Origin of the sequence: Pantoea sp. Seng, from assembly GCF_009829935.1 — a bacterium.
GTDB classification, from domain to species: domain Bacteria; phylum Pseudomonadota; class Gammaproteobacteria; order Enterobacterales; family Enterobacteriaceae; genus Pantoea; species Pantoea communis.
In genome coordinates this window covers 77,419-103,399 of sequence record NZ_SZZV01000003.1, presented here as the reverse complement: position 1 = coordinate 103,399, position 25,981 = coordinate 77,419, and the positions used below count along the sequence as shown (strand labels likewise).

Here is a 25,981-nt window from a genome sequence, read left to right as displayed (position 1 = left end):
CAAAGCCCTCTTGGTCAGAGATGTAAAATGAAAAACCCCCGCTCAGGTTCCCTCGAGCGGGTTTTTGTCATTCTGGAAATGTCGTCTTTCTACTACCGCGCCAGCGAAGCCGCCTGACTCAGCGTCATATTACGCGTCTCAGGTGCCAGCCATACCGATACTAGCAGACCAATAAAGGAAACAATCGCGGCAGCATACATGGTGTATTCGATGCCCAGGCTTTGCAGGGAAATCGGCACCAGCCAGGTTCCTGCGGCAGAACCGATACGTGACATGGATGAACCCATACCGACAGCGAAGGCACGCACTTCCGTTGGGAACAGTTCGTTCGGATACACTAACTCCAGCACCTGCGCTCCGCCGATAAATACCGCGTAAGCGCCAAACATCACCAGCACCAGCATTTCAGAACCGTGGGAGAACATCCCCAATGCCAACAGCGCCAGACTTGACCATAAAAAGCTGTGGATGATCAGACGGCGGCGGCCCATGCTATCAATCAAACGGGTTGCCACAATACAGCCCACCACAAACAGCAAGGTGATGGCTATCGAACCCAGTGAGGCCCATTCGCCATCCAGATTCAGGGCTTTAAGTACTACGGGTGCGAACGAATACACCGCAAACATCGGTACGACGGCAGCACTCCAGAACACCGAGACAAACAACATACGTTTGCCGTAACCAGAGCGCACCAGATCTTTCAACGTGACTTTGGCTTCCACCGACTCCGCTGGCATATTTTTCAGCGAGAATTCTGGACCGTAGACTTTCTTGATGATCTGCTCAGCTTCATTGAAGCGACCTTTGCTGACTAACCAGCGTGGCGATTCCGGCGTGCCGATGCGCAGAACGAAAAGGAGTACCCCCAACACGGCCGGGCTGGCCAGTACCAGACGCCATGCGGCATCACCGCCAATCGAGAGAATGAGGTTACCCACGATATAAGCGAGGGCTGCACCGGCAAACCAGAGAATGGTCAAACCGGCCAAACGTTTACCACGATGCTTTTGCGGCAGGAATTCGGTCAGCAGTGAACCAGCGACCGGATATTCTAATCCCACCCCAACCCCCACCAGGAAACGCAGGATAAACAGCGTCAGCGCCGATTCCGCCCAGAAGGTGCCGACCGAACCCAGGATAAACAGGATTGGCCCGACAAAGAACAGACGACGACGACCCACAATATCGGTCAACCATCCGCCGAGAAAACCACTGCAGAAGGTGCCGAGCATCGCTGAAGCGGCCACCATGCCCTGCCAGAAGGTATCAAGTTGCAGATGCTGGGAAAACTGCACGATCGCCACGCCGATAATACTCAGCACGTAGCCATCGAGGATCCAACCGCCACCCGCGCGCAGCGACATTAACTGGTGAAAATTATTAAGCGGGACATCTTCAATGGATATATTGGTGTTGCTCATAACAGGGTCTCTCCTGAATTATTCATTTCTCTGCAGGCGCAGCGATCTGTCCAAATCAAAAATGATTTGGCGGAACGTTAAAGAAACAGAAAAAACATCATTGACTGATTTAGGTATTTCTTTGAAAAAGAAATTGACCTATAAATTGAAAAACCCTGCGTTTAATCCCTGAACATAAATAATGAAATTAAGCATGACCCACTTGCAGATCGTCTGTCTTCATCATTGTTTAGCGGTGTGTTGACCCAATACGCATTTGTTCGCTTTTGTCTGTTAATCACAGGTTAACTCCATGTTCAAACTATGCTGAATTTCAGGTGGTGTAAACATGCCCAGGACACCCAAAACTTGAGATTGTGATCATCTCCAAAATTCATCTGAAAAAATAATTCGAAAAAGTTATACGTATAACTCATTGAAAATTAATTTATTAATTTCAAACCAAGGTAAAATCATACTACTTAATTGTATTTCCTTTGTATTTTTCATGTATGCAAAAAGTTACGTGGCGGGATGGATTTTCATGGGTTGGGGAGCAAGCAGGTAGGAGTGAGTCGGCGTGCAAGTACGCGAAACAGTGCGCCAGATCGCACTGTTTTTTCGCGGATAGAAAGTCAAAGAAGGGAATTAAACAACAAACTCATAATGCGAGCCATCGGGAAGCTCAATGTTGAGGCGCAGTTTTCCTCCTGCCGCTTCAACATAGCGCTTCAGCGTCGAGAGTTTTAAATCCCGGCCAGGCTTTTCCATTCCAGCCACGGTGGGTTGTTTAATATTTAATTGCTGCGCTATCTCTACCTGCGTTTTGTTTACTCTTTCACGCAATTCAGCAAGATGGATATTTAACAATACTTCTTCAGCCATGGCGTTAGCTTTAGCCACTACCTCAGACTTCTCAGACGCTAGAATCTGTTTGAGTGTTCTGCCCATGTCGTTACTCCTTTCTCTCTTCGCGTTGAAGATGATGGGTGAATTCTTTATCTGCGAGCGGGATCAGCTCAGCATAAAAACGCTTTCCATTGCCACTCTTATGACCTGCACAAAGCAACACACCGCTGCGCCAGGGGTCAAATGCGTAAAATGCCCGAATAGGATCACCTTTGCTCTGAATGAGAAGCTCTTTCATATTGCTAAAGCGAGAGCCTTTCAGGGAGTCGGCGTAGGGCCTGCATAATGCGGGGCCAGCTTGCTGCAATACAATCATTGCGGACAGAACGCAGGCTCGGTCAGTGTCGTCTTGCGCTACAAGCCAATCATCAAACGTGTCCGTTGTAATTATTTGCCACATGATACGCTCCTTGTGATATAGGTCAAATGCTATATAGGTTAAAGGCGATAATCAGTGTGTCGAGGCAGTTTGAATCATGCACTTGTTCTGTTAAAACGTGTCGATAAGGATTTCAAAAAAATGCCCGCTCAGTTATCCAGAGCGGGCATGAACAGAATCAACGACGATATTAATCCACGGCGGGCGGTAAAGGTGCCACATCTGCGTTGCTGTCGCCAATGATGGAATGCAATGCGCGAAGTCTAGTGTCGCTTATCGATGTGCTGCACCAGTCGATCGCCGACCCACTGAATGCCACATACCAGCACAATTAATACTGCGATCACCGCGATCATCACTGAGGTTTCAAAGCGTTGATAACCGTAGCGAATCGCCAGGTCGCCTAATCCGCCCGCACCAATCGCTCCCGCCATCGCCGATGCGCCGATTAATGCCACCAGCGTCACCACAAACCCCGAGAGAATGCCGGGCAGCGCTTCAGGAATCAGCACATCCCAGACGATGCGCAGCTTGCTGGCGCCCATCGCGCGTACTGCATCAATCAGGCCCCGCTCCACATCACGCAGTGACACTTCGGCCACGCGAGCAAAATACGGCGTTGCGGTGATCGACAGTGGAACTATCGCCGCCCACGTCCCCAGTGACGTACCGACCAGAAAGCGGGTAAACGGAATCAGCGCCACCAGCAAAATGATGAAAGGGAGCGAGCGGAAGCCGTTGATCACCAGCCCCAGCACCCGGTTAATGCCACGGTGTTCTGCGATGCCGCCTGCACTGGTCATCACCAGAATCAGCCCCAACGGTAAACCGGCAACCAGTGAAAACAATCCTGAAATCAGCGTCATCAACACAGTTTCGCCCAACGCGTTGAGCAATAAATCAATCATCACTGGCGACATAACCGACTAACTCCACTTGCACCTGCTGCGCGCGCAGCCAGCTGAGAATCTGTTGCTCATCGGCCACGTTGGCGACCGGAAGCGCAATAAAGAAGCGCACCACGGCGTAGTGCTGAATATGATCGATGCCGCCCTGTAATAAGTGGAACTTGCCCGGCAACGCCGCCGCAAATCGGGTCAGCAAATCGCCCTGCGCGTCCTCGCCAGCAAAGTGCACGCTGTAAATTGCCTCGCCCTGTCTCCTCTCGGTAACCCGTGCGGCCAGCGCTTCCGGTAGCTGCGGCAGCAAACCACGCAATAAGGTGCGCGTCAGCTCGGATTGCGGATGCGCAAACACCTCCCACACCGGGCCTTGCTCAATGATCTCACCCGCGTCAATTACCGCCACGCGGTGCGCCACCGACTTGATGACTTCCATTTCATGGGTGATCAGCAGAATAGTGATACCCAGCTTTTGATTGAGCGATTTAAGCAATGCCAGAATGGAACGGGTGGTTTCAGGATCCAGTGCTGAAGTCGCTTCATCACACAGCAGCAGTGCCGGGCTTGCCGCCAGTGCACGAGCAATGCCAACACGCTGTTTCTGACCGCCTGAGAGCGCCGCCGGATAGTGCTGTGCCTTATCGGACAGCCCCACCAATTCCAGCAATTCCGCCACGCGTTGGGCACGTTGCACCTTATCCAGACCGGCAATTTTCAGCGGCAACGCGACATTCTGCGCCACGGTTTTCGCCGACAGCAGGTTGAAGTGCTGGAACACCATACCGACGCGGCTACGCACAGATTGCAGCTGTTTTTCCGACAGGCCGGTAATTTTCCGGCCTTCAATTTCAATGACGCCTTCGTCAGGTTGCTCCAGCCCGTTCAGACAGCGAATCAACGTCGATTTGCCCGCGCCACTGCGGCCAATCAGGCCGAGAATTTCACCTTTCTGCACCGTTAGTAAAACATCGCGCAGCGCCTGAGTTTGCCCAAAGCGACGTGAAACGCCCTGCAAGCGCACCACGCTGCCGCTTTCGCGAGCAAAACGTTCACGGTCTTGCGCATTCTCTACCACGCCACGCGTTATCGCGCTAAACGGCGCTTCGACTCCTGTGAAAATCGTCATGCTAGATCCTTACCAGGCCGTTTCACCGATGCCTTTAGTGCCCGCCAGCAGCATAGCGCCAGCGGTTAACAAAAATGTCGTTTTGGCGGATGCCAGGCGAGTGTGCATAGTTATTTCCTCATCGTTATAATTGCAGCGGTCAAAGTACACTGTCGTGATGAACAGATAGCCGCAGTATACGCAGATGCTTATTCCTGCATTATGATTTATCCGGGAATGCTATTCCTGAAAAGAATAAAGACACGCAGCCGCTCGCATCGCCACAAGTGAAAGGACGGCTGTGGTACCATGCCGTTTTGATTGACCTGTTATTGAGCGCTATGTCGGACACTACAACGAAACGTAAAAATGACCCGGAAGGGCTGAAAAAACGCATCCTTGCCGGTGCCCTGAAAACCTTCGCCGAGTTCGGTATGCAGGGCGCACGCCTTGAGCAGATTGCTGAACACGCGCAGACCACTAAGCGCATGGTGGTGTATCACTTCGTCAATAAAGAGAAGCTGTATATCGAGGTGCTGGAGCAGGTCTATCAGGCGATTCGTGAACACGAAACCGGATTGAACCTTGCACAGATGGAACCCGAGCAGGCGATGATTAAACTGGTCGAAGCCAGCTTCGACTATCACGCCACCCATCAGGATTTCATGCGTTTGGTGTGTACGGAAAACCTGTTGCGCGGTCGCTACATTGTGCAGTCCGAGCGCATCAAAGCGTTGAACAAAAGTACGCTGGATCTGCTGGATGACATTCTGACGCGCGGTCAGCAGCAAGGCATCTTTATTGATGGCCTGAACACCGTGGACGTGCACCGCTTATTGAGCAGTATCTGTGTGCACCACGTCGCCAACCGCTACACCTTCCACTTCCTGTTCACCCCTGAGGATACGGAAGAGGACAGCATCCGTCGTAACCGCCAACTGGCCGTGACCGCAACGCTGCGCTACATCTGCAAGGCACCTTAAACCTGGGCAGTGCTGTGATGGTCTACGCTTAAAGCTTTGGGACCGTCACAGACCTCAGTATAAGGAACGCCGTAGTGAACAGAGATTCCCTCCTTTACCCCCTTCGCAACCCGCAAAATACCGAGCACGACAGTGTCCTGTGGAACTGGGCGCAAAACACCGTGGTGGGCCAGCGTGAGCAAGTTCATCAGCCGCAAAACGAAGCCGAACTGCAACAGCTGCTGAGTTCGTCAACAGGCAAAGTGCGCGTCATCGGCAGCCGTTTATCACCCGGCCGCATGCTGTGTGTGAATGCCGACGATCTGTTACTCGATCTCAGCGCCATGCAAGGCGTATTGGGAGAGGATAACGACAGCATCACTTTCGCGGCAGGCACGCTGCTGCAGCATGTGTTCGACGCACTCACCGCGCGAAATCGCATGTTAGGCTGTTCGCCAGGCGTGATATCCGTTCAGACGCTGGCGGGCGCAATAGCGACGGGCACCCATGGCCAGGGATTGGATCAGAGTTCACTGGCGGATGAAGTGATAAGCATCCGCATGGTTATGGCCGACGGCAGCGTGCGGGAGTTTCAACGTGGCGATAGTGATTTCCCTGCGGCGCAAACCTCATTAGGTTCGCTGGGGATTGTGACCGCCGTGACGATGCGCACCCAGCCGTTCCGCCTGTTTACCTGCCATAAATTTGCCGAGTCCGCCGATACGCTGGAGCAGGATCTGCCGCGCTGGAATCAACAGTATGAGCTGAGCAAAGCCTGGTGGTTTGTGGATGACAACCTGATGCACGTCTGGAATGCCAACCCCGCCAGTGAAGCAGATGTTCAGGCGTGGCACACCAATGGCGGCGAGGTGATCGAGCATGGCGACGACACTGATAGCAGTCTGAATGACACCATCGATCAGACGCTGGCGCAGATGCATCGTGATACGCAAATTGAAGGTAAAGGTGGTAAACAGTTTCGCACCGTCACGCGCTTCCGCGATTTCACCGACCTCAGCGGCGACATCTATCAGCTGTTTTGTCGCGGTATTGCCGTGCCGCAAATCAACGTGGAAATTGGTGTGCCGTTGAATAAAACGCCGGAGATTATCAGCAAAATCAAAGCCTGGTATGCCGAGAATCATCCACACATGCACTACCCCATCATTCTGCGCTGCACGGGCGCGTCAGAAGCCTGGCTCAGTCCAGCGTATCAGCAGCCGACCTGTTTCTTTGGCTTCGTAGTCTATTACGCCGATGACGGTTCGCTGTCACAGGACGGTCTGCATTTCCTCACCGAGGTCGAGAAATTACTGGCAGCAGAAGGCGGACGACCGCACTGGGGAAAATACTACGATCCGCAGCGCTACAGCTGGCGGGATATCTATCCACAGTGGGATGCGTTCCGCGCGGTGCGGGAACAACTCGATCCGCAGCGTCGTTTTAGCAATGACTATGTCACGGCTTTGTTTGATTGAATTTTGACGGGGGAGAATGTATGTACGCCTGGGTAACACTACTGACACAACCGGATTATTTTATCGGCGTGAAAGCGCTGCACCGTTCACTAAAACGCAGCGAAACCGCATGGCCATTGATTGTGATGGTGACCGATGCGATTGACATCGAAACACGTGAAGATTTGCAGGCTTTAGGCTGTATGATTCATCCGGTCGAGCCTCTGATGCCGAATGCGGACCTGGAGCAGCATTATGCCTCTGCGCAATTTGGTGAAGTGTGGAGCAAGCTGCGGGCATGGGAACTGACCGGCTGTGAGCGCGTGGTATTTCTTGATGCCGACATGCTGGTGCTGCGCAATATGGATGAGCTGTTCACGCTGAACCTCGGCGATCATGCGCTGGCCGCCTGTCACGCTTGTCGCTGCAATCCGAATAAAATCGCCAGTTATCCCGCCAGCTGGCAGCCGGAAAATTGCCACTATACCTGGCAGGATCGCGGTGAAGCGGCACCTGCCAGCCTGGACCGCTATCTTAATGGTGGCTTTTTGGTGCTCGAACCGGATGAAGAGGTGTTTAACTGGCTACAGCAAAAAGTCGCTGCTATCACTGATTTACGCCGCTATCCGTTCTCTGAGCAGGATTTGCTTAATGAAGTGTTTGAGAATCGCTGGCTGCCGCTGCCGTATATCTACAACGCGCTGAAAACGCTGCCGTTCCAGCACAGCGCTATGTGGCGTGAAGAGGATGTAAAAAACCTGCATTTTATTCTGGCCAAGCCGTGGAAGCGCGATCTCAATCAATCTGAAAGCGAACGCGACCGTTACTATGCGCTGGATAAGCTGTGGTGGGAATTAGGGGTGAATTAAGAAAAGAGGCGCACTTCACAAAGTGCGCCTCTTTAGTTTTAACGCCAGCCCAGCTCCGGTGCCACATGGGTCAGGATGCTTTCCATCACGTGCGCACAGTAATCCACGCCCAGCTGGTTAGGGATGGTGAGCAGCAGCGTATCGGCTTCTGCAATCCCTTCGTCCTGTGCTAGCTGTTTGATCAGCTGCTCAGGCTCTGCGGCATAGCTACGGCCAAAGATGGCGCGGGTTTTCTCATCGAGGAAGCCCACGGAGTCCTGATCCTGACCACTGCGACCAAAGTAAGCACGGTCGATATCATTGGTCAGCGCAAAGATACTGCGGCTCACTGACACTCGCGGCGTGCGCTGATGTCCGGCGGCTCTCCAGGCTTCACGGTAAGCGCGAATCTGTTTCGCCTGCTGGATGTGGAACGGTTCGCCAGTTTCATCATCCTTCAGGGTGGAGCTTTGCAGATTCATGCCCTGCTGTGCTGCCCAGACTGATGTCGCATTTGAACCGGAACCCCACCAGATACGCTCACGCAGCCCTTCTGAGAATGGCTCCAGACGCAGTAAGCCCGGTGGATTCGGGAACATCGGCTGTGGATTCGGTTTAGCAAAACCCTCACCGCGCAGCACTTCCAGCAACTCTTCGGTGTGACGACGTCCCATATCGGCATCGGTTTCACCCTCTTTCGGGTTAAAACCAAAGTAGCGATAGCCTTCAATCACCTGCTCCGGGGAGCCGCGGCTCAGACCGAGTTGCAGACGACCGTTAGAAATCAAGTCTGCCGCACCGGCATCTTCCGCCATATACAGCGGGTTTTCATAACGCATATCGATCACGCCGGTACCAATCTCAATGCGATTGGTTTTGGCACCGACTGCCGCCAGCAACGGGAACGGCGAGCTTAACTGACGCGCAAAGTGGTGCACGCGATAGTAAGCGCCATCCGCGCCCAGCTCTTCTGCAGCCACGGCTAAATCGATGGATTGCAGTAACACATCCTGAGCGGAACGGGTGGCTGACTGCGATGACGGGGTCCAGTGACCAAAGGATAAGAAGCCAATCTTTTTCATGGTGAAATTCTCCAGGGGGACCGCACTGGCCCGCACATGATGCATTAAGTTTCGATGGAGAAAGGTTACGCCAGGCGAGAGGTGACTGATAGCCAATAGTTTTCGCGCGCTTCATCAACTTTTTTGCATAAGTCATAAAAACACGGTCTTTGTGTTTATCACGGTGATCAATCATCTTGCGGGGAATTCATCCGATTCACAGGTTTATGGCATCCGCATGGCAAACGACTATATCAACGCACAGCAGCGTGAAGTGGTGCATCAGCTGGGCCGCAATTGGCTGTGGCGCAGTGAACTGCCCACCTGGGCGCTGATGGTCGGGGTGTATGGCGGCTGGTTTGGCTGCGTCATCTATTGGCAAACGCTGGGTCTGTTTTTAACCACTCTGCTGCTGATTGTTTTCACCACCTGGTATATGTCGCTGCAGCATGAGCTGATCCATGGCCATCCCACGCGTTTTCCAAGGCTCAATCAGCTGTTTGGTACCCTGCCGCTGGCGGTGTGGTATCCCTATGGGCTGTATCGCGATTCACATCTGGCACATCACCGTAATCACACCCTCACCGAACCGGATGAAGATCCGGAAACCTATTACCTGTCGCCGGAACGCTGGGCACAGCTTAAGCCGTGGCAGCAACGCTTGATTCACCTGCGTAATACGTTTCCCGGCCGTTTGCTGTTAGGTCCGCTGCTGGATATCGTGGCGCCCCTGAAGATGATGCTTTTGGCGCGTGATCGTGCCGCTATTTCGATGTGGGTGATTCATCTGACGCTGCTGGCTGGGCTTTTCTACTGGATGCAGCAGCAAGGATTGTCGCCGCTGTGGTTCGTGGTTGCCGTGAGTTATCCGGCATTGGCGTTGACCAAAATACGTTCTTTCTACGAGCATCGCGCAGAAGAAGCCCCGCTGGCCCGCTCCGTGAACAATGAAGCCGCCTGGCCGTGGCGTTGGCTATTTCTGAATCTCAACTATCATTCTGTACATCACGATCTGCCCGGTTTGCCCTGGTACGGCTTGCGCAAAGTCTATCTGCTGTATCGCGACGGCTACCATCAGCGCAATCACGGTTTCCGCGTCGCGGGTTATGGCGAGTGGTTGCTGCGCTTCTGGCGCAAACCGGTCAACGTTAACGCCCATCCGGGAACGCACAAGGATGCACAGCATGCCGATCATTTCACTGCCGATGTACGATATCCACCATCCAACGACGCTTGGCCTGACCGCAGCGCTAACGACGCTGCTGAAACAACGCGGCGTGCAGGCTGAGGTTGAATGGCACAACGAACTCTTACCCCACTGGCGCGACACTAATTTGCTGTTAAGCCAGACCTGCGGCTATCCACTGGTAACATCTTTGCCCGATGTGCAACTGGTCGGCGCGTTTCAATCCAGCGCGCAAGGCTGTGAGGGACTGCGCTATCGCAGCTGGCTGGTGGCGCGCAAAGAGGATGAAAATCTCACCCTGAGCGATTTTCGTGGTCGCCGCGCCGTATGCAACAGTGATGACTCGCACTCGGGCTACAACTCGCTGCGCTACGTGATCGCGCCATTGGCGCACGACGGGCATTTCTTCAGTGAAGCGCTGCAGAGTGGCAGCCATCGTCAATCGTTAGCCGCGTTGCGTGAACAACGAGCGGATATCGCGGCGATCGATTGCATCACCTGGGCGCTTTTACGTGCTCATCACCCTGAAGAACTGGCCGGGTTAGAGATCATTGGCGAAACCCCGCTGTGTGCCGCATTGCCGTTAATCACCTCAGCAAAAACCGATGCCAAAACGCTTGAGCGTCTGCGCAGCGCCTTGACCGAACTCACTACTGATAAGAAACATCAGCAGTTGCTGGCAGCGAGTCTAATCAGCGGTTTTGCGGTGCCAGAGCGGGCGTTTTACGATGAGGTGCAAGCGTGGGAAGATCAAGCAGCGGAATATGGCGTGAAGTTGCTGTGATTTGAACAGCCGCGATGTAATTTATCGCGCAACGACCATCTTTCATCGCGCTGCAGCTATACGCAATATATCGCGCAGCTTAAAGGCGGCATCCTTGCCGCCCAAAAAATCACTCTGCGCGTGACGCAATAATTCCCTCGGCCACATTGCGTGGCGCTTCAGCGTAATGCGCAAATTCCATGCTGTAAGTGGCACGGCCCTGCGACATGGATCGCAGCGTGGTGGCGTAGCCAAACATCTCTGACAGCGGCACTTCGGCTCGGATGATGCGCGCACCAAAGCGCTCATCCATACCTTGCAGCGTACCGCGACGCGAAGAGAGATCGCCCATCACCCCACCGGCGTAATCCTCTGGCGTTTCCACCTCCACCTGCATCACCGGCTCAAGGATCACCGGATCGGCCTGTTTAGCCGCCGCTTTGAAACCAAAAATCGCTGCCATGCGGAAAGCCATTTCCGAAGAGTCGACGTCATGATACGAACCGAAGGTCAGTGTGGCCTTGAGATCCACCACTGGATAGCCCGCCAGCACGCCGGAATTGAGCGCTTCACGAATCCCCTTCTCCACCGAAGGAATAAACTCGCGTGGCACTACGCCGCCCTTGGTGGCATCTTCAAAGGCAAAACCTGCGCCTGCTGCATGCGGCTCCAGCGTCAGCACCACGTGGCCATACTGACCTTTACCACCCGACTGGCGCACAAACTTGCCTTCCACATCGCGCACCGTTTTACGGATGGTTTCGCGATAGGTGACCTGTGGCCGACCAATGTTGGCTTCCACGCCAAATTCACGCTTCATGCGATCAACGATGATCTCCAGATGCAACTCGCCCATGCCGGAAATAATCGTCTGCCCCGACTCCTCATCGGTGTGCAGGCGGAACGACGGGTCTTCCGCCGCCAGGCGCTGCAGCGCCAGCCCCATTTTCTCCTGATCCGCCTTGGTTTTCGGCTCAATCGACAGCGAGATTACCGGGTCCGGAAACTCCATGCGTTCCAGGGTGATCACCGCATTCGGATCGCACAGCGTTTCACCGGTGGTGACCTCTTTTAAGCCCACACAGGCGGCAATATCACCCGCGCGAATCTCTTCGATTTCGATACGATCGTTGGCCTGCATCTGCACAATACGCCCGATGCGCTCCTTGCGTCCTTTCACCGCATTCCACACGCTATCGCCTTTGCGCAATACACCGGAGTAGACACGCACGAAGGTGAGTTGGCCCACATAGGGATCGCTCATCAGTTTGAAGGCCAGCGCCGAGAACGGTTCCTCGTCATCAGCATGGCGCTCATCGTGCTCGCCTTTTTCGTTCACACCGGAAACCGGCGGCACGTCCAGCGGCGACGGCATCAGCTCAATCACCGCATCAAGCATGCGCTGCACACCTTTGTTTTTGAACGCGCTACCACACAGCATCGGCTGGATCTCGCCAATCAACGTGCGCTGACGTAAGCCCGCGATGACCTCTTCTTCGCTCAGGTCACCCTGCTCCAGATAACGATCCATCAACGCTTCACTGGCTTCCGCCGCAGCGGCCACCATATTCTCACGCCATTCGGCAGCCAGCGCCTGCAACTCATCAGGGATCGGCGCATAGCTGAACGTCATGCCCTGGCTGGCGTCATCCCAATAGATGGCGCGCATCTTGTTGAGATCCACCACGCCTGCGAAGTGCTCTTCCGCACCAATCGGAATCACAATCGGCACGGGGTTGGCATGCAGACGATCTTTCATCATCTGCACCACGCGGAAGAAGTCCGCACCCTGGCGATCCATCTTATTAACGAAAGCAATGCGCGGCACATGATACTTGTTGGCCTGGCGCCACACGGTTTCCGATTGCGGCTGTACGCCACCGACGGCGTCATACACCATCACGGCACCATCCAGCACGCGCATGGATCGCTCCACTTCGATGGTGAAATCGACGTGTCCGGGTGTGTCGATGATGTTGATGCGGTGCGGCGTGAAGCTGCCATCCATGCCCGGCCAGTAGCAGCTTACTGCCGCCGAGGTGATGGTAATGCCGCGCTCTTGCTCCTGCGCCATCCAGTCTGTGGTTGCCGCGCCATCGTGCACTTCACCCAACTTGTGACTCATCCCGGTGTAAAACAGAATGCGCTCAGTGGTGGTGGTTTTACCGGCATCGATGTGCGCGGAGATGCCGATATTGCGATAACGTTCGATAGGTAGGGGTCGGGGCATGATGCGTCCTTAGTCTGTTCGACTGGATAAATGGGGCGAGCACCATTGCCCGCCGCTGCGCAACAGCATAGACCCATTGTACGAGTAAATACGAACAGTTTGAGCCTTTTTTAGCCATCGGAAAAATCTTGTGACGGTTTCAGCATTTACGGGCTGGCAAGCCCGACCCTTCCCGATTTATGGTAAGGGTCTCACTCTCAACGGGAAATCTAACCATGCGCATTCTGGTTGTCGGCGCCGGTGCCACCGGCGGATATTTCGGTGCACGTCTGGCGCAAGCAGGACGTGATGTGACTTTTCTGGTGCGCGAGCGCCGTTTTCAGCAACTGCATCAAAACGGTCTGGTGCTAAAAACACCGGGCGGCACAGAAGTGATTCACCCGCAGCTGGCGCAAACCGGCAAGCTGACAGGCCAGTTTGATCTGATTATCCTGACGGTGAAAAGCTTCGGGCTCGATCAGGCTATCGAAGATATTGCACCCGCCGTTGGGCCAGAAACGCTGATCATGCCGATCCTTAACGGTATGCGCCATATCGATACGCTGCGCGCACGCTTTGGCGACAAGGTGATTGGCGGCTTGTGCAAAATCAACGCCACGCTGGGTGAACAAGGTGAAGTGGTGCAGATGACGCCGCTGCATATTCTCTACTACGGTGCACTCGATGGGCACAATGATGCACGTCTGCAACGTGTCAATGAGACGCTGAACATCGCGCAGTTCGATACGGTCTTTGCTGACAACATCATCAGCGAACTGTGGGAGAAGTGGCTGCTGCTGAGCACATTAGGGGCGGTGTGCTGCATCGCGCGAGGTAATACCCAACAGGTGTTGCGATCCCAAGGTGGTGAAGCCTTGTTGCAGGGCATTTTTACTGAGGTGCTTTCCGTGCTTGGTGCTGACGGCTATCAGGAACGGCCAGCGGTAACGGCAAAGATTTATGAGACGCTAAATAATCCGCAGGTGGCGATGACCTCCTCGATGTATCGCGACTTAACCCAGGGTTATGAGATTGAGGCGGACCAGGTGATTGGCGATCTGCTGGTGCGAGGCGCACGCAGTGGCGTGGTGACGCCGTTGTTGAATGCGGTGTATGTGAATTTGCAGGTGTATTTGCAGAATCGTTAAATCGCAGGTTAATACCGTTGCGGTGCAATATTATCGCGCGAATCTGAGAAGGCTAATTCGCTGACTTATGCGCAATGAATTGCGCCGCTACGGGGTTAGGCGTGAGTCTGATAGAGCCAAATCGCCGCCCCATGCGCAATAAAGTGCGCCGCATCGGGGTTATACGCGTTTTATCCAAGCCGCGACTGCACGCCTTTCAGTTGCATCAAGCGCTGCCAGCCTGCTTCTACCTCGTCCGGGATATCCACATGCCCGAGGAAACCTTTGCCGCGTGGACCGTAGCCGTTTTCATCATCGCGCAGGCGCTGGATCTCGCCCATCAGCAGCGAAAGAAAACGCTCCATTGACCACAATCCTTGCGGCGGCGCACCGATAATGCGCAGCATACCCGCATCCATCATCACCTGCGGGACGAACACCGGCCAGCTGATGAATTCTGGTGCGTCGGCACGGTCACGCCATTGATAACGGAAGGTTTCCCAGGTACGTCGCTGCATCAGTGGGTCCTGCACCAGCAATACATGCTGCGGCTGCCACTTCTGCTCATCGAGCAGTTTTTGGCTGAAGGCGGCATTCTCTCCACAGTTGCGTGAGGCGGTTTCCAGCAGCAGCTGATCGTCCGGCAGTGCGGCAAACACCCGCGCCATATCCCCCAGCAATTCAGCCTCGCTTTTGCCTTGAGTCGGTATCTGACGATAGAGCGGATGATTAGCGATCATCTCCGCCAGTAAAACTGTCGAATGACCGATACCGCCGCTGATCATCAGAGGCAGCTGATACTTCTTCGCCAGTGCTATCACACCTTCAACGTTGGGCAGTACCGCGTGACCGGCAAGAATTGCCAAATCCACCTCGAGCGTGCCATCTGTCGGCATGTGGTCAAGCGCCAGCCAGGCCGCAAGCGTATTGATATCCTGAATCTGTTGGCTATTGAGCTGCATCGCGTTCTCCTCGCATTAACACTGGCAGTGTAGCGGCTTAACTCCGCGACAGCAGAGAAAAATTTGCTACACTCGCCGCTATCAGATTCAGGAGAGTTTATGACTGCGCGTTCCGTTACCCTCGATGATGTCGCTGCACTGGCGGGGGTTTCCTACCAGACCGTTTCCCGTGTGCTCAACCATTCCGTGCAGGTTTCGCCACGCACGCGCGCCAAAGTCGAAGCCGCGATGCAACAGCTGAACTATGTGCCCAACCGCGTGGCACAGCAGCTGGCAGGAAAAGCCACGCGCACGCTGGGGCTGGCCACCAGCGATCTGGCATTGATGGCCCCGGCACAGATTGCCTCGGCGATTCATGAACGTGCCGCCGCACAGGGTTACCATCTGGTGATCGCCATGGCGAATGCGGCCGGAAATGCCCAGGACACGGTGAATGAACTGCTGGCGCAGCGCGTTGATGCACTACTCATCAACCTGCCGCTCGATGCTGAACAGGCGGCGCAGGTGCAGCAGCAGTGCGGCAGCAAGCCTGTGCTGTTTCTCGATGTTGAACAACATGCTGCTGTCAGCCAGTGCCAGTATCAGAGTGAATCGGGTGCGCAGCAGGCAGTGGAGCATCTCGTCGCGCTGGGCCACCAGCAGATTGGCGTGCTGAATGGGCCTGAAAGTTCGGCTTCGGCGCGGGCGCGCTTCACTGCATGGCAACGGGCGTTATCGTCACACCAGTTGCAGCCAATATGCGTACTGCATGGCGACTGGAGTGCGGCATCCGGGTATCAGGCGCTATTGCAGTTACTGCCGGATCGCCTGCCACAGGCCCTGCTGGTGGCGAACGATCAGATGGCGCTTGGGGCGATGCGTGCACTGCACCAACACGGCGTGAAAATTCCTGGAGAGATGTCGATTATTGGTTATGACGACACTGCCGAGAGCGCGTGGTATCAGCCGCCGCTCACCACCGTGCGTCAGGATTTGCAGCAGTTGGGTGCAGTATCTGTGGACCGCTTGTTGGCGGAACTGGCCGGAGAAGCTGTACAGCCCCTACCGCTGGTAACCGAGCTGATATTGCGCGAAACGACAGCTGCGCCGATGCATGGGGATGTGGATATAGCGGAGATCGCCGGTCAGTTGCAGGCATTAGCGCGACAATTAAAACCCAAAGCCTGACCAGGTTAAAGCAGCACAGGCTATTGCGCACGCCACGGCAGGCAGTGCGGAAGCCGTTACGCTGCAAAAAATTTGGGACCTTACGGTCCCAACATTTTTACTGCGGCTTTGGTTCACCCATCGCTTTCAACTTCTTCGACAGCTCGCGACGCTCTTTCGACAAGTCAGCATTTTTGATGATGTACTCATCGACGCGGTCTTCATAGTCCACACGCATGGATGCAATGATTTCCTGAATCGCCTCAACGCTCATGCCTGGTTTGATGTACTCGCTCAGGTTGTCCAGCAGCAACACACGTTTCTGGTTATCACGGACTTTCTTCTCGTTATCCACGATTTCGCGCTGCAGTTTGTTTTTACGACGAAACATACGTACAAACTCCAGAACGTCCTGAAATGATTGCTTGGCATTTTCCATGTTGGCACCTTTCTTTGAGCCTGCCGCGGCAGGCGGAATAGTCATGAGCTACAGCTTAGCGGCTTGCTAGCTGGATTCGCAATTTTCACAGCTAATTTCGGACTGGCACTTATCTTAGCGCAAAGAAAGGGTGATTCACATTAAGTCATTGCCTGAGAAAACTATTTGCGCAGTGCCAGACGGACCAGATCCGTAATGCGCTCCAGTTGACGCGCCTGTTCCAGACTCAACCACACGTAGCCATAGATCGCCGTGGTCTCTAAGCGCCCGCTGCGGTTGGCAATCAACTGTTCCAGTTCCTGGGTGATCTCCTCCAGTTCATGGCTGTTGGCGATCACGCCTTCCGTCTCCCCTTTCACCATCAATGTGGCCAGCGCTTTCAACGTGTCTTCGGTCATTTTCTGACTGCGGCGCAGCGTCGGGGCATTGAGCAGCAACAGGTGGCTCTCACGTGATGACCACCATGCATCAATTTGCATCTGCATCGTGTTAACCATATTACGGTTGATGGTCTGAATCGCTTCAAACACTGATTTCGGAATACGCGTCTCTTTACTCGCCGGTTCCAGCAGCGCGCGCATTTTAATCACGCTGGAGAGCTGCTTCTGGAATGGTTTGTTCAGTCGCGGTTTCTCCAGCAGGTTGGCGGAAAAGCCGGTGTGATGCAGTTTCGCCATCGCCAGAAATGAATCGGACAGCTGAATGCGCCAGTGCGTGTAGGCACGCTGAGCGAGAATCGCACTGAACAGCAGCGCCATAATCGAACCCAGGATCACATCGCCGCCACGCCACAACGCCACAGTGAAGTCACCGGCCGGAGCACCCACCACCACGCCGAGCGTGATACCAATCAACAGCGCCATATAAGGATGTTTACCCAGCGTCAGATAGCCGCAAATAATCATCACCACGAAGCACCATGACAACATCATCGGCAGCGAGATCAGTTCCAGCTTCAGAGCAATCAAACCCGATGCCAGTCCGGCAAAGGTGCCGCTGATGCGTTGGATCACACGCGGAAACACATTACCCCAGGTCGAGATCGGCCCCATCACCACCACCAAGGTAATCAGCGGCCAGGTGCCTTCCGGAATATCCGTCAAACGCACAAACAGAAAACAGAGCACAAAGGCGATAGCGATGCGCACGCCGTGCACAGCGCGATAGTGGCGGTAGAACCAGAACTCAATGGCAGAGATGGGTTTGTCGGCGCGTAACATGGTGGTCCGGGAACGATAAAAATTTGCGCGCTATGTTACCCTGGCGCGACACGAACATTGAGTGCTGCGCAGCACTATTTCCGCTCTTTTTTTGTGATTCAACAAGTGCGCTACATCTTATTTTCGCTTATGAAACATAGAAGTAACGCACTAATGATATTAGTCGGCTGCACGTACCGGAATATACATATCCACCAGCCAGTCGCCGCTGTCAGAGCCGTCGGAAAGGTAGTGCTCGAAGCAGGGACGATTATCCACCTGCCAGTCGGTTTTCGTCTTGAGATGATCAAACAGGCTGTGCCAGGCGGTGAAGAAATCGTTGTTCATCACTTCCATGCGCGCATGAAAATATTGCCCACCGGGCAGCAGGCCTTGCTCGATGTCGTCACCATAAGAGGGCACAGCATCGGTGGGCGCAGTGATCACCGTTTCAACGCGCAGCTCTTCCGGCGGGAGAACTTCAGGATTGCCGTAATAGATGGCCAGCCATTCGCCTTCGACACCATGCTGCTCGACCCAGCTTTTTAGCTGGTTAAATCCGCGCGGCACGGTTTCCTGCCACGGACCCTGCAAATGGTAGCCCAGCCAGCTTTGAGGATTGCGTTCAACGATAGATGCTTTCATACCTTTGCCTCCGTTCAGCAGCAGAAAGCCCGCTCTGGCCGCTCCCCGATATCGACGGGAGCGGCCGCGACATCCGCTGCGGATTACAGTTTCTGTTTTACGTAGTCACTGATACGCGTGATGATGCCGGCTTTATCCACACCTTGTAGGGCATACAGCGGATAGCTCGCCAGCTGCTTGTCTTTGTCCATTACCTGGATTTCACCCACCTGCTCACCGGCTTTCAGCGGTGCTTCCAGGTCTTTACGCTCAATCACATATTTCGCCATGACGTTTGAAACTTCGGTGCGCGGCAGAGACAGATAAATATCCTGAGTGGTGCCGACATCCACTTTGTGCGGATTGCCGTACCAGACGTTTTCGGTGCCGATTTTCTTACCTGCATGGAAGAGTTGCACGGTATCGAAGTTGTTCTGGCCCCATACCAGCAGTTTACGCGCCTGCTCTTCACGTCCTTTCGAGCTCTTACCGCCCATGATCACCGCAATCAGGCGATGACGACCCACCACATTCGAGGCGATGATATTGAAACCTGCCGTTTCAGTATGGCCTGTTTTCATGCCATCAACGTGAAGGTTTTGATCCCATAACAAACCGTTACGGTTGTTTTGCGTAATCCCGTTCCAACTCAGGGTTTTCTCCGCGTACATGGCGTAGAAATCCTGCTCACCATTGATGATGGCACGCGACAGCACCGCTAAATCACGCGCGGTGGTGTGCTGGCCGGGTGCATCCAGGCCGTGCACGGTTTCAAAATGGGTATGCGTCAGACCGAGCTTCTGTACGTAGTTGTTCATCATATTGACGAAGCTGTCCTGGCTGCCCGCCACATAATCCGCCAGAGCCACACAGGCATCGTTGCCGGAGTCGATGATCACGCCACGCATCAGATCGCGTACCGTCACTTTGTCGCCGGGCTTAAGGAACATCAGCGAGGAGCCTTTGAACACCGGATTACCTGCAGCCCAGGCATCCTTACCCACGGTGACCACATCATCACGGGTGATTTTTTTCTGATCAACCGCGCGATCCACCACGTAGCCGGTCATCAGCTTGGTGAGGCTGGCCGGGTTACGCTCTTCATCGGGATTGCCGGCAGTAAGGATCTGGCCCGTGGTGGCGTCCATTAACACCCACGAAGCCGCATCGATCGGCGGAGGCGTCAGTGGGAATGGCATGCTGTCGTCAGCGTGTGCCAGTGATGCCCAAACAATCATTCCAGATACAGTTACCAGCAGACGCCTTTTCAACACTTCTTCCTCTAATCAAAAAATGAATTTACCGCCGCACGTTTTACGGCAATTAGCGCCTGGATAGTTGAATAAATTGAAAAAAAGTATGAACTGCGGACAAATGCTGTGCGCCTGCCCACAGCAGCGGTAAACAAGGTTGTGCTGCCTGCTGCACACGACTATTCTGTGCGTTGATTTTCTATTGCCAGGATACTGCCGTGCCCGCCTCTGAGTTCACCTTTTTGTTCCACGATTACGAGACCTTCGGTAAAAGTCCCTCACTGGACCGTCCGGCGCAGTTTGCCGGGCTGCGCACCGATAAAGATTTCAACGCCGTAGGTGAACCGCAGGTGTTTTACTGCCAGCCCGCTGATGACTATCTGCCGCAGCCGGAAGCGGTGATGATCACCGGCATCACGCCACAGGTGGCTAAAGCGCGCGGCGTAACAGAGACGGCGTTTGCTGAACGCATTCATGGGCTGTTTACTGAGCCACAAACCTGTGTGATCGGTTACAACAATGTGCGCTTCGATGATGAAGTGACGCGCAATATCTTCTATCGCAACTTCTTCGATCCTTACGGCTGGAGCTGGCAAAACGGTAACTCGCGCTGGGATCTGCTGGATGTGATGCGCGCCTGTTATGCCCTGCGCCCGGAAGGCATTATCTGGCCGGAAAATGATGACGGCTTCCCCAGCTTCAAGCTGGAACATCTCACCAAAGCCAACGGCGTGGCGCACGAACAGGCGCACGATGCGATGTCGGATGTGTATGCCACGCTGGCGATGGCGAAACTGGTGAAAGAGAAGCAGCCGAAGCTGTTTGAGTTTCTGTTTACCCATCGCAACAAGCAGAAACTGATGAACCTGATTGATATTCCGCAGATGAAGCCGCTGGTGCACGTCTCCGGCATGTTCGGCGCGGCGCGCGGCAACACCAGCTGGGTAGTGCCTGTCGCATGGCATCCGGATAATCGTAATGCGCTGATCGTGGTGGATCTGGCGGGCGATATGTCCCCGCTGCTGGAACTGGATGCGGATGAACTGCGCGAGCGGTTGTACACCAAACAGAGTGAGTTGGATGGTCGCGCAGCTGTGCCGATTAAACTGGTGCACATTAATAAATGCCCGGTGTTAGCCCCAGCGAATACCTTACGTCCTGAAGATGCTGCACGCCTGAATATAGATCGTGAACGCTGTCTGGCGAACCTGGCGCTGCTGCGTCAGCATGCCGAAGTGCGTGAGAAAGCGGTGACGCTCTTTGCGGAAGCCGAGCCGTTTAAGCCATCGGATGACGTTGACGCACAGCTGTATGACGGCTTCTTCAGTGATGCCGATCGCGCAGCGATGAACATCGTGCGTCAGACGCCGCCGCAGAATTTACCGGCGTTGGATTTGACCTTCGACGATAAACGTATTGCGAAGCTGCTATTCCGCTATCGTGCGCGTAACTTCCCCGGCACGCTGGATGATCAAGAGCAGCAGCGCTGGTTGCAGCATCGCCGTGAAGCGCTGAATGCCGATCGCGTGCAGGCGTTCCTGTTAGAGCTGGAGTCGTTAGCGAGTTTGCATGAGGATAACGCGGAGAAGATGGCACAGCTGAAAGCGCTGTATTTGTATGCGCAGGAGTTGGTGTCTTAATCGCTCACGCGCGTGATCGCGGCATATCGCAACCAGGTGTGCACAGATGTGTATCAGATTGATGTTCGTTTGAAATGCATTTCAGATGCAGGCGCACATAAATGTGCGCCATACCCGTTGTCACTTAAGGGTCGCCTTAATGGCGACCGCTGTGAACCTTAAATCATCCCCCACACCAGCCAGGTCAGCGCAAAACCACTTAACCCCATCAGCGTAGTCAGCACCGTCCAGGTTTTCAGGCCATCGGCGACGGATAGCCCCAAATAACGTGTTACCACCCAGAAGCCGGCATCGTTAACGTGGGACAAGCCCAGGCCACCGAAGCACGCCGCCAATGTGACCAGCACACGTTGCATATCGGTCACATCGCCCACCGCCTGACTCAACAAACCGCTGGTGGTGAGAATCGCCACCGTGGCCGATCCCTGAGACGCACGCAATGCCAGTGACAAGATAAAAGCAGCGGGCACCAGCGGCAGATGCAGGGTTTCCAGCGTCACCGCCAGGGCTTTACCGACACCGGATTCCACCAGCACTTTACCAAACGCACCGCCCGCACCCGCCACCAGAATCACACTTGCAGAGCCAGGAATTGCGCGACCGGTCAGATCTTCCAGCTTCTCTTTACTCCAGCCGCGACGCACGCCCAGCAGCCATGCCGCCAGGGCCAGCGCAATCAGCAGGGCAATTGGCGGGTTACCAATCACCGTCATCACGTCACGCAGAATGCTACCTTCCGCCAGCATGGTGTGCGCCAGCGTACCTAACACGATCAACACAATCGGCACCACAATCAGACCGGCAATCGTCATCGCACCCGGTGGTGGCACTTCGCTTTTTGGCGTGCCTTCAGGTTTCGCCAGCTGCAACTGCTCAAGTACATCCACTGAGAGGTGGTATTGACGCAGGTTCATCACTTTTGCCACGTAGTAACCGACGATACCCACAGGGATCGAAATCAGGATGCCAAGCATCATTAACCAGCCCATATCGGTATGCAGAATACCGGCGGCGGCGGCTGCGCCTGGGTGTGTCGGCAACGCGACATGCACGGTCAACATCACGCCCGCCATCGGCAAACCAAACTTCAGCGGCGAGACACGCGCCACTTTGGTAAAGCCGTAAATCAGCGGGATCACAATGATAAAGCCGACTTCAAAGAACACCGGAATACCGAGGATAAACGCCGCCATGGTTAAGGCTGCGACGGTACGCTTGATACCGAGCGATTTACTGAAGCGCTGCGCCAGCGATTCGGCACCGCCCGAGGCTTCAATCACTGCACCAAGCATCGCCCCCAACACGATGATAATAGTGATATGACCCAGCAGGTTGCCCATGCCGCTAAAGATGGTTTCCATGATCTTATCAGCCGGAATACCGGTACTGATGGCGACGATCAAACTGACAATCAGTAAAGCAACAAACGGATGGACTTTGGCTTTAATCACCAACAGCAGCAGTATGACAATGCTGGCAGTAGCGATAGCTAACAGCAACGCGGTTGACATGATAAACCTCTAATTCTATTCCCCCCGTCATACTTCAAGCTGCAGGTGCGTTGGCTACGTGGATTCGCCCCAGTCACTTACTGATGTAAGCTCCTGGGGACTCACCCACTTGCCGCCTTCCTGCAGCTCGAATTATTTAGGGGGTACTTGGGTATATTTTTAATGTTTTATGAATTCAGGTAAGACTTCACCCGCACAGGGCGCAACGCACTGTGCTGGGCGGTACAACAAAAGCTATTTCGCGTAAGGCGCGAACCAACCGAGGCCCGCTTCGGTGCGACCGCGTGGGAAATACTCGCAGCCGACCCAGCCGTCATAGCCGACTTCATCCAGCAGGCTGAACAGGTACGGATAGTTGATTTCGCCTTCGTCTGGTTCGTGACGATGCGGCGCAGAGGCGATCTGAATATGGCGATAACGCCCAGCGTACTCGCGAATCAGATGGCTGAGGTTGCCGTCGACTAACTGCGCATGGAACAGATCCAACTGCGTGAACACGTTCGGACGATCGATACGTTCCATCATCGCCAGCGTTTGATACTGGCTGGAGTAGAGGTAGTTCGGCTTCGTCATCGGGTTCAGCGCTTCCAGCAGCAGGCGAATACCGTGCGGCGCAAAACGCTCAGCAGCGTAATGCATATTGCGCACAAAGGTCTCTTCGTAAGCGGCATGATCGGCACCGTTGGGCACTGTCGCCGCCATCACATGCACCTGCGGGCAGTTGAGCGCCAGTGCATATTCCAGCGCACGATCGATATCAGCACGCGCTTCTTCTTCACGACCAGGAATTGCGGAGACGCCCCACTCCCCGACCTGCACGTTTCCGGCTGCGGTGTTGAACAGCACCAACTCCAGCTGATGTTTCTCCAGCTCGGCTTTGATCACCTCGGCCGGATAGTCATACGGGAACAGAAACTCAACGGCACGGAAACCGGCGTTGGCCGCTGCGGCAAAGCGTTCAATAAACGGCACTTCGCCAAACTGCGTGGATAAATTGGCTGCAAACTTAGGCATCAGTAATTCCTCAATTCCGCCACTTCGCCATCAGTCAGATAACGAATAGAGCGGTCGCCGAGCGTGAACATCAGACGCGCGGTCTCTTCCAGTTCTTCAGTGTTATTCGCGGCTTCACGCAGCGATTTACCCACCACTACCGGGCCATGATTGGCCAGCAGGAAAGCGTTGTAACGTGGCGCGAGCTGCGCAAGATCTTCAGCCAGGCGGTCATCACCCGGTTTGTAATAAGGTACGACCGGCACATCGCCCACGCGCATCACCACATAGGGCGTGAACGGGCGAATGCAGTTTTCGCTGTCGAGATCGTTGAGGCACGAAAGCGCCGTCAGATAGTGACTGTGCAGATGCACCACCGCTTTACAGGCGGGATTGTTTAGATAGAGCGCGCGGTGAAACGCCACTTCCTTAGAAGGCTTGTCACCCGAAATCCACTCGCCCTGCATCGTCACTTTTGACAGGCGGTCGGCCTGCAGTTCGCCGAGGCAAGAGCCGGTAGGTGTCGCCAGCAGATTGCCATCTTCCAGCAACAGTGAAAGGTTGCCGGCTGAACCGGTGGCGTAACCGCGCTGGAAAAAGGAGGCGCCCAGTTGCACCATCTCTTCACGTGCTTGTTGTTCGGTCATGCTGAGAACTCCGTTTGTGCGCGGGCAAAGAATTGTTCGTCGCCAAAGTTGCCTGACTTCAGGGCCAGCGACAGCGGTTGCTGGATGTCACGCACCCACGGCACGCCAGGGGAGATCATCGGGCCGATGTGGAAGGCCGTTACGCCCAGGCTTTGTGCCACCACGCCAGAGGTTTCGCCCCCGGCGACGATAAAGCGCTGCCAGCCCCGTGATTTCAGCTCACGGGTGACGGCGGCAAACAAGTGCTCAACCGCTTCGCTGCTGCGTGCTGCGCCATATTGCTGCTGGATTGCCTGTAGTTGCTGAGCATCGGCAGTGGCAAAGAGCAAAGGTGCCAGAGGCTGCTGGTTATTCGCGGCAATCCAATCGCACAGTTCCTGCGCGTAGCCTTCAGCATCGTCGAGGCAGCGCTCCACCAGCACTTCATGTGATGGCGCCTGCTGGCGATAGGCCTGAACCTGACGATTGGTCATCTGCGAACAAGAGCCCGAGATCACCACCGCACGTTCGCCCTGTGGACGTCCGGCCTGCTCGGCATCGCTGTTTTGCTGCTGAGTGGCCCAGGCGCGCGCAATACCGATTGCCAGGCCGGAACCGCCGGTCACCAGCACGGTTTCTTTTAGCGCTTCGCCCTGGGTGAGCAGATGCTGCTCGTTGAGCGCATCCAGCACCACGTAGTTGATGCCCTGCGCTTTCAGCTCACCCAGCTGTTCACGCACCGCTTCCGCGCCTTTGTCCAGCTGAGCAGCATTGATCACCGCCGCCTGCCCTTTCGCCTGGCGCGTCATCAGACGCACCAGATTGCTGTCGGTCATTGGTGTCACCGGATGATGGCGCATGCCCGATTCAGACAGCAGCTGGTCGGCAACAAACAGATAACCCTGATACACCGTGCGGCCATTCACTGGCAGTGAGGGTGAGATCACCGTTTGCGTCTCGCCCAGTGCGGCCAGCAGTGCATCGGTGACGGGACCGATGTTGCCGTGTTCGGTGCTGTCGAAGGTCGAGCAATATTTGAAGTAAAAACGATCGCAACCCTGCTGTTGCAGCCAGGCCAGCGCAGCCAGAGACTGATCGATTGCCTGCTGTGCCGGGCAAGAACGTGACTTCAGGCTGATGACAATCGCCTGCGCGCTCACATCGTCATGACCTTGCGGCACACCGTTAAACTGAATAGTGGGCAAACCGTTTTGCACCAGGAAGCTGGCAATGTCCGTTGCACCGGTAAAGTCGTCTGCAATCACGCCTAAACGCAT

At 54.8% G+C, this 25,981-nt stretch carries 24 protein-coding genes; 8 read left to right on the top strand and 16 right to left on the bottom strand.

Translation table 11 applies throughout. The features are described 5' to 3' along the window. Positions 1-92: 92 nt before the first annotated feature. From FD737_RS03675 to FD737_RS03655, 5 genes are all read right to left on the bottom strand, one after another. Entirely contained in the window at positions 93-1,424 is a 1,332-nt protein-coding gene (locus FD737_RS03675) for an MFS transporter (RefSeq protein WP_160832748.1), read from the bottom strand. 627 nt (positions 1,425-2,051) lie between these two features. Continuing rightward, entirely contained in the window at positions 2,052-2,354 is a 303-nt protein-coding gene (locus FD737_RS03670; RefSeq protein ID WP_097116700.1) for a helix-turn-helix domain-containing protein, read from the bottom strand. A 4-nt stretch (positions 2,355-2,358) separates the two neighbouring features. Next, positions 2,359-2,712, bottom strand: coding sequence for a type II toxin-antitoxin system RelE/ParE family toxin (locus FD737_RS03665; RefSeq protein ID WP_160832747.1), 354 nt, complete (start codon positions 2,710-2,712; stop codon positions 2,359-2,361). Positions 2,713-2,954: 242 nt separating this feature from the next. After that, positions 2,955-3,611, bottom strand: coding sequence for a methionine ABC transporter permease (locus FD737_RS03660; RefSeq protein ID WP_097116698.1), 657 nt, complete (start codon positions 3,609-3,611; stop codon positions 2,955-2,957). Further along, positions 3,592-4,719: a methionine ABC transporter ATP-binding protein gene (locus FD737_RS03655; protein ID WP_160832746.1), complete on the bottom strand. Its 1,128-nt coding sequence runs from the start codon at positions 4,717-4,719 to the stop codon at positions 3,592-3,594. The genes FD737_RS03660 and FD737_RS03655 overlap by 20 nt, the downstream gene beginning before the upstream one ends. A 320-nt stretch (positions 4,720-5,039) precedes the next feature. Here FD737_RS03655 and FD737_RS03650 point away from each other — a divergent pair, with 320 nt between their 5' ends. The 3 genes from FD737_RS03650 to FD737_RS03640 all read left to right on the top strand — a co-directional run bounded on the left by FD737_RS03650 (position 5,040) and on the right by FD737_RS03640 (position 7,986). After that, the gene (locus FD737_RS03650) at positions 5,040-5,681 is read left to right on the top strand and encodes a TetR family transcriptional regulator (protein ID WP_058962323.1); all 642 of its coding nucleotides are present in this window, start codon (positions 5,040-5,042) and stop codon (positions 5,679-5,681) included. 74 nt (positions 5,682-5,755) lie between these two features. Next, the gene (locus FD737_RS03645) at positions 5,756-7,138 is read left to right on the top strand and encodes a D-arabinono-1,4-lactone oxidase (protein WP_160832745.1); all 1,383 of its coding nucleotides are present in this window, start codon (positions 5,756-5,758) and stop codon (positions 7,136-7,138) included. Between the two features lie 20 nt (positions 7,139-7,158). After that, complete coding sequence (locus FD737_RS03640; RefSeq protein WP_160832744.1) at positions 7,159-7,986, top strand: glycosyltransferase family 8 protein; 828 nt, start codon at positions 7,159-7,161, stop codon at positions 7,984-7,986. Between the two features lie 38 nt (positions 7,987-8,024). Here FD737_RS03640 and FD737_RS03635 read toward each other — a convergent pair whose 3' ends face one another. After that, complete coding sequence (locus FD737_RS03635) at positions 8,025-9,047, bottom strand: LLM class flavin-dependent oxidoreductase (protein ID WP_160832743.1); 1,023 nt, start codon at positions 9,045-9,047, stop codon at positions 8,025-8,027. Between the two features lie 217 nt (positions 9,048-9,264). On the opposite strand from FD737_RS03635, the gene FD737_RS03630 reads away from it, so the two are divergent. Both FD737_RS03630 and FD737_RS03625 read left to right on the top strand, forming a co-directional pair. Then, positions 9,265-10,314, top strand: coding sequence for a fatty acid desaturase (locus FD737_RS03630; protein WP_160832742.1), 1,050 nt, complete (start codon positions 9,265-9,267; stop codon positions 10,312-10,314). After that, positions 10,211-10,996 carry a phosphate/phosphite/phosphonate ABC transporter substrate-binding protein gene (locus FD737_RS03625; protein WP_370522991.1) on the top strand — a complete coding sequence of 262 codons (786 nt, stop codon included), beginning with the start codon at positions 10,211-10,213 and terminating at the stop codon, positions 10,994-10,996. The genes FD737_RS03630 and FD737_RS03625 overlap by 104 nt, the downstream gene beginning before the upstream one ends. Positions 10,997-11,105: 109 nt before the next feature. On the opposite strand, the gene fusA is transcribed toward FD737_RS03625, so the two are convergent. Continuing rightward, positions 11,106-13,205 (bottom strand): elongation factor G, encoded by a 2,100-nt coding sequence (gene fusA / locus FD737_RS03620; RefSeq protein ID WP_160832740.1) that lies wholly within the window; start codon positions 13,203-13,205, stop codon positions 11,106-11,108. A gap of 215 nt (positions 13,206-13,420) precedes the next feature. Between fusA and FD737_RS03615 the strand changes: the two genes are divergently transcribed. Continuing rightward, complete coding sequence (locus FD737_RS03615; RefSeq protein WP_160832739.1) at positions 13,421-14,332, top strand: ketopantoate reductase family protein; 912 nt, start codon at positions 13,421-13,423, stop codon at positions 14,330-14,332. A gap of 170 nt (positions 14,333-14,502) precedes the next feature. On the opposite strand, the gene FD737_RS03610 is transcribed toward FD737_RS03615, so the two are convergent. Continuing rightward, positions 14,503-15,273: a YdcF family protein gene (locus tag FD737_RS03610; RefSeq protein WP_160832738.1), complete on the bottom strand. Its 771-nt coding sequence runs from the start codon at positions 15,271-15,273 to the stop codon at positions 14,503-14,505. A 99-nt stretch (positions 15,274-15,372) separates the two neighbouring features. Between FD737_RS03610 and FD737_RS03605 the strand changes: the two genes are divergently transcribed. Continuing rightward, positions 15,373-16,440, top strand: a complete 1,068-nt coding sequence (locus FD737_RS03605; RefSeq protein WP_160832737.1) for a LacI family DNA-binding transcriptional regulator — start codon at positions 15,373-15,375, stop codon at positions 16,438-16,440. A gap of 97 nt (positions 16,441-16,537) precedes the next feature. Here the strand turns inward: FD737_RS03605 and tmaR are convergent, their stop codons facing one another. The 4 genes from tmaR to dacD all read right to left on the bottom strand — a co-directional run bounded on the left by tmaR (position 16,538) and on the right by dacD (position 19,952). Beyond that, on the bottom strand, positions 16,538-16,858 hold the full coding sequence (gene tmaR / locus FD737_RS03600) for a PTS system regulator TmaR (protein ID WP_034824689.1): 321 nt from the start codon (positions 16,856-16,858) through the stop codon (positions 16,538-16,540). A 161-nt stretch (positions 16,859-17,019) separates the two neighbouring features. Next, a complete protein-coding gene (locus tag FD737_RS03595) occupies positions 17,020-18,078 on the bottom strand; it encodes an FUSC family protein (protein WP_160832736.1) in 1,059 nt (352 codons plus the stop codon). A gap of 159 nt (positions 18,079-18,237) precedes the next feature. Beyond that, positions 18,238-18,702, bottom strand: a complete 465-nt coding sequence (locus FD737_RS03590; protein ID WP_097116686.1) for a GyrI-like domain-containing protein — start codon at positions 18,700-18,702, stop codon at positions 18,238-18,240. An 83-nt stretch (positions 18,703-18,785) separates the two neighbouring features. Beyond that, complete coding sequence (gene dacD / locus FD737_RS03585; RefSeq protein ID WP_202404455.1) at positions 18,786-19,952, bottom strand: serine-type D-Ala-D-Ala carboxypeptidase DacD; 1,167 nt, start codon at positions 19,950-19,952, stop codon at positions 18,786-18,788. Positions 19,953-20,152: 200 nt separating this feature from the next. Here dacD and sbcB point away from each other — a divergent pair, with 200 nt between their 5' ends. Continuing rightward, positions 20,153-21,574, top strand: a complete 1,422-nt coding sequence (gene sbcB / locus FD737_RS03580; protein ID WP_160832734.1) for an exodeoxyribonuclease I — start codon at positions 20,153-20,155, stop codon at positions 21,572-21,574. 158 nt (positions 21,575-21,732) lie between these two features. Here sbcB and FD737_RS03575 read toward each other — a convergent pair whose 3' ends face one another. The 4 genes from FD737_RS03575 to otnK all read right to left on the bottom strand — a co-directional run bounded on the left by FD737_RS03575 (position 21,733) and on the right by otnK (position 25,981). Then, a complete protein-coding gene (locus FD737_RS03575; protein WP_097116684.1) occupies positions 21,733-23,085 on the bottom strand; it encodes a GntP family transporter in 1,353 nt (450 codons plus the stop codon). 234 nt (positions 23,086-23,319) lie between these two features. Beyond that, the gene (locus tag FD737_RS03570; RefSeq protein ID WP_160832733.1) at positions 23,320-24,099 is read right to left on the bottom strand and encodes an HPr family phosphocarrier protein; all 780 of its coding nucleotides are present in this window, start codon (positions 24,097-24,099) and stop codon (positions 23,320-23,322) included. Continuing rightward, positions 24,099-24,725 carry an aldolase gene (locus tag FD737_RS03565; protein WP_034824702.1) on the bottom strand — a complete coding sequence of 209 codons (627 nt, stop codon included), beginning with the start codon at positions 24,723-24,725 and terminating at the stop codon, positions 24,099-24,101. Before FD737_RS03565 ends, FD737_RS03570 begins: the two co-directional genes overlap by 1 nt. Continuing rightward, entirely contained in the window at positions 24,722-25,981 is a 1,260-nt protein-coding gene (otnK, locus tag FD737_RS03560; RefSeq protein WP_160832732.1) for a 3-oxo-tetronate kinase, read from the bottom strand. Before otnK ends, FD737_RS03565 begins: the two co-directional genes overlap by 4 nt.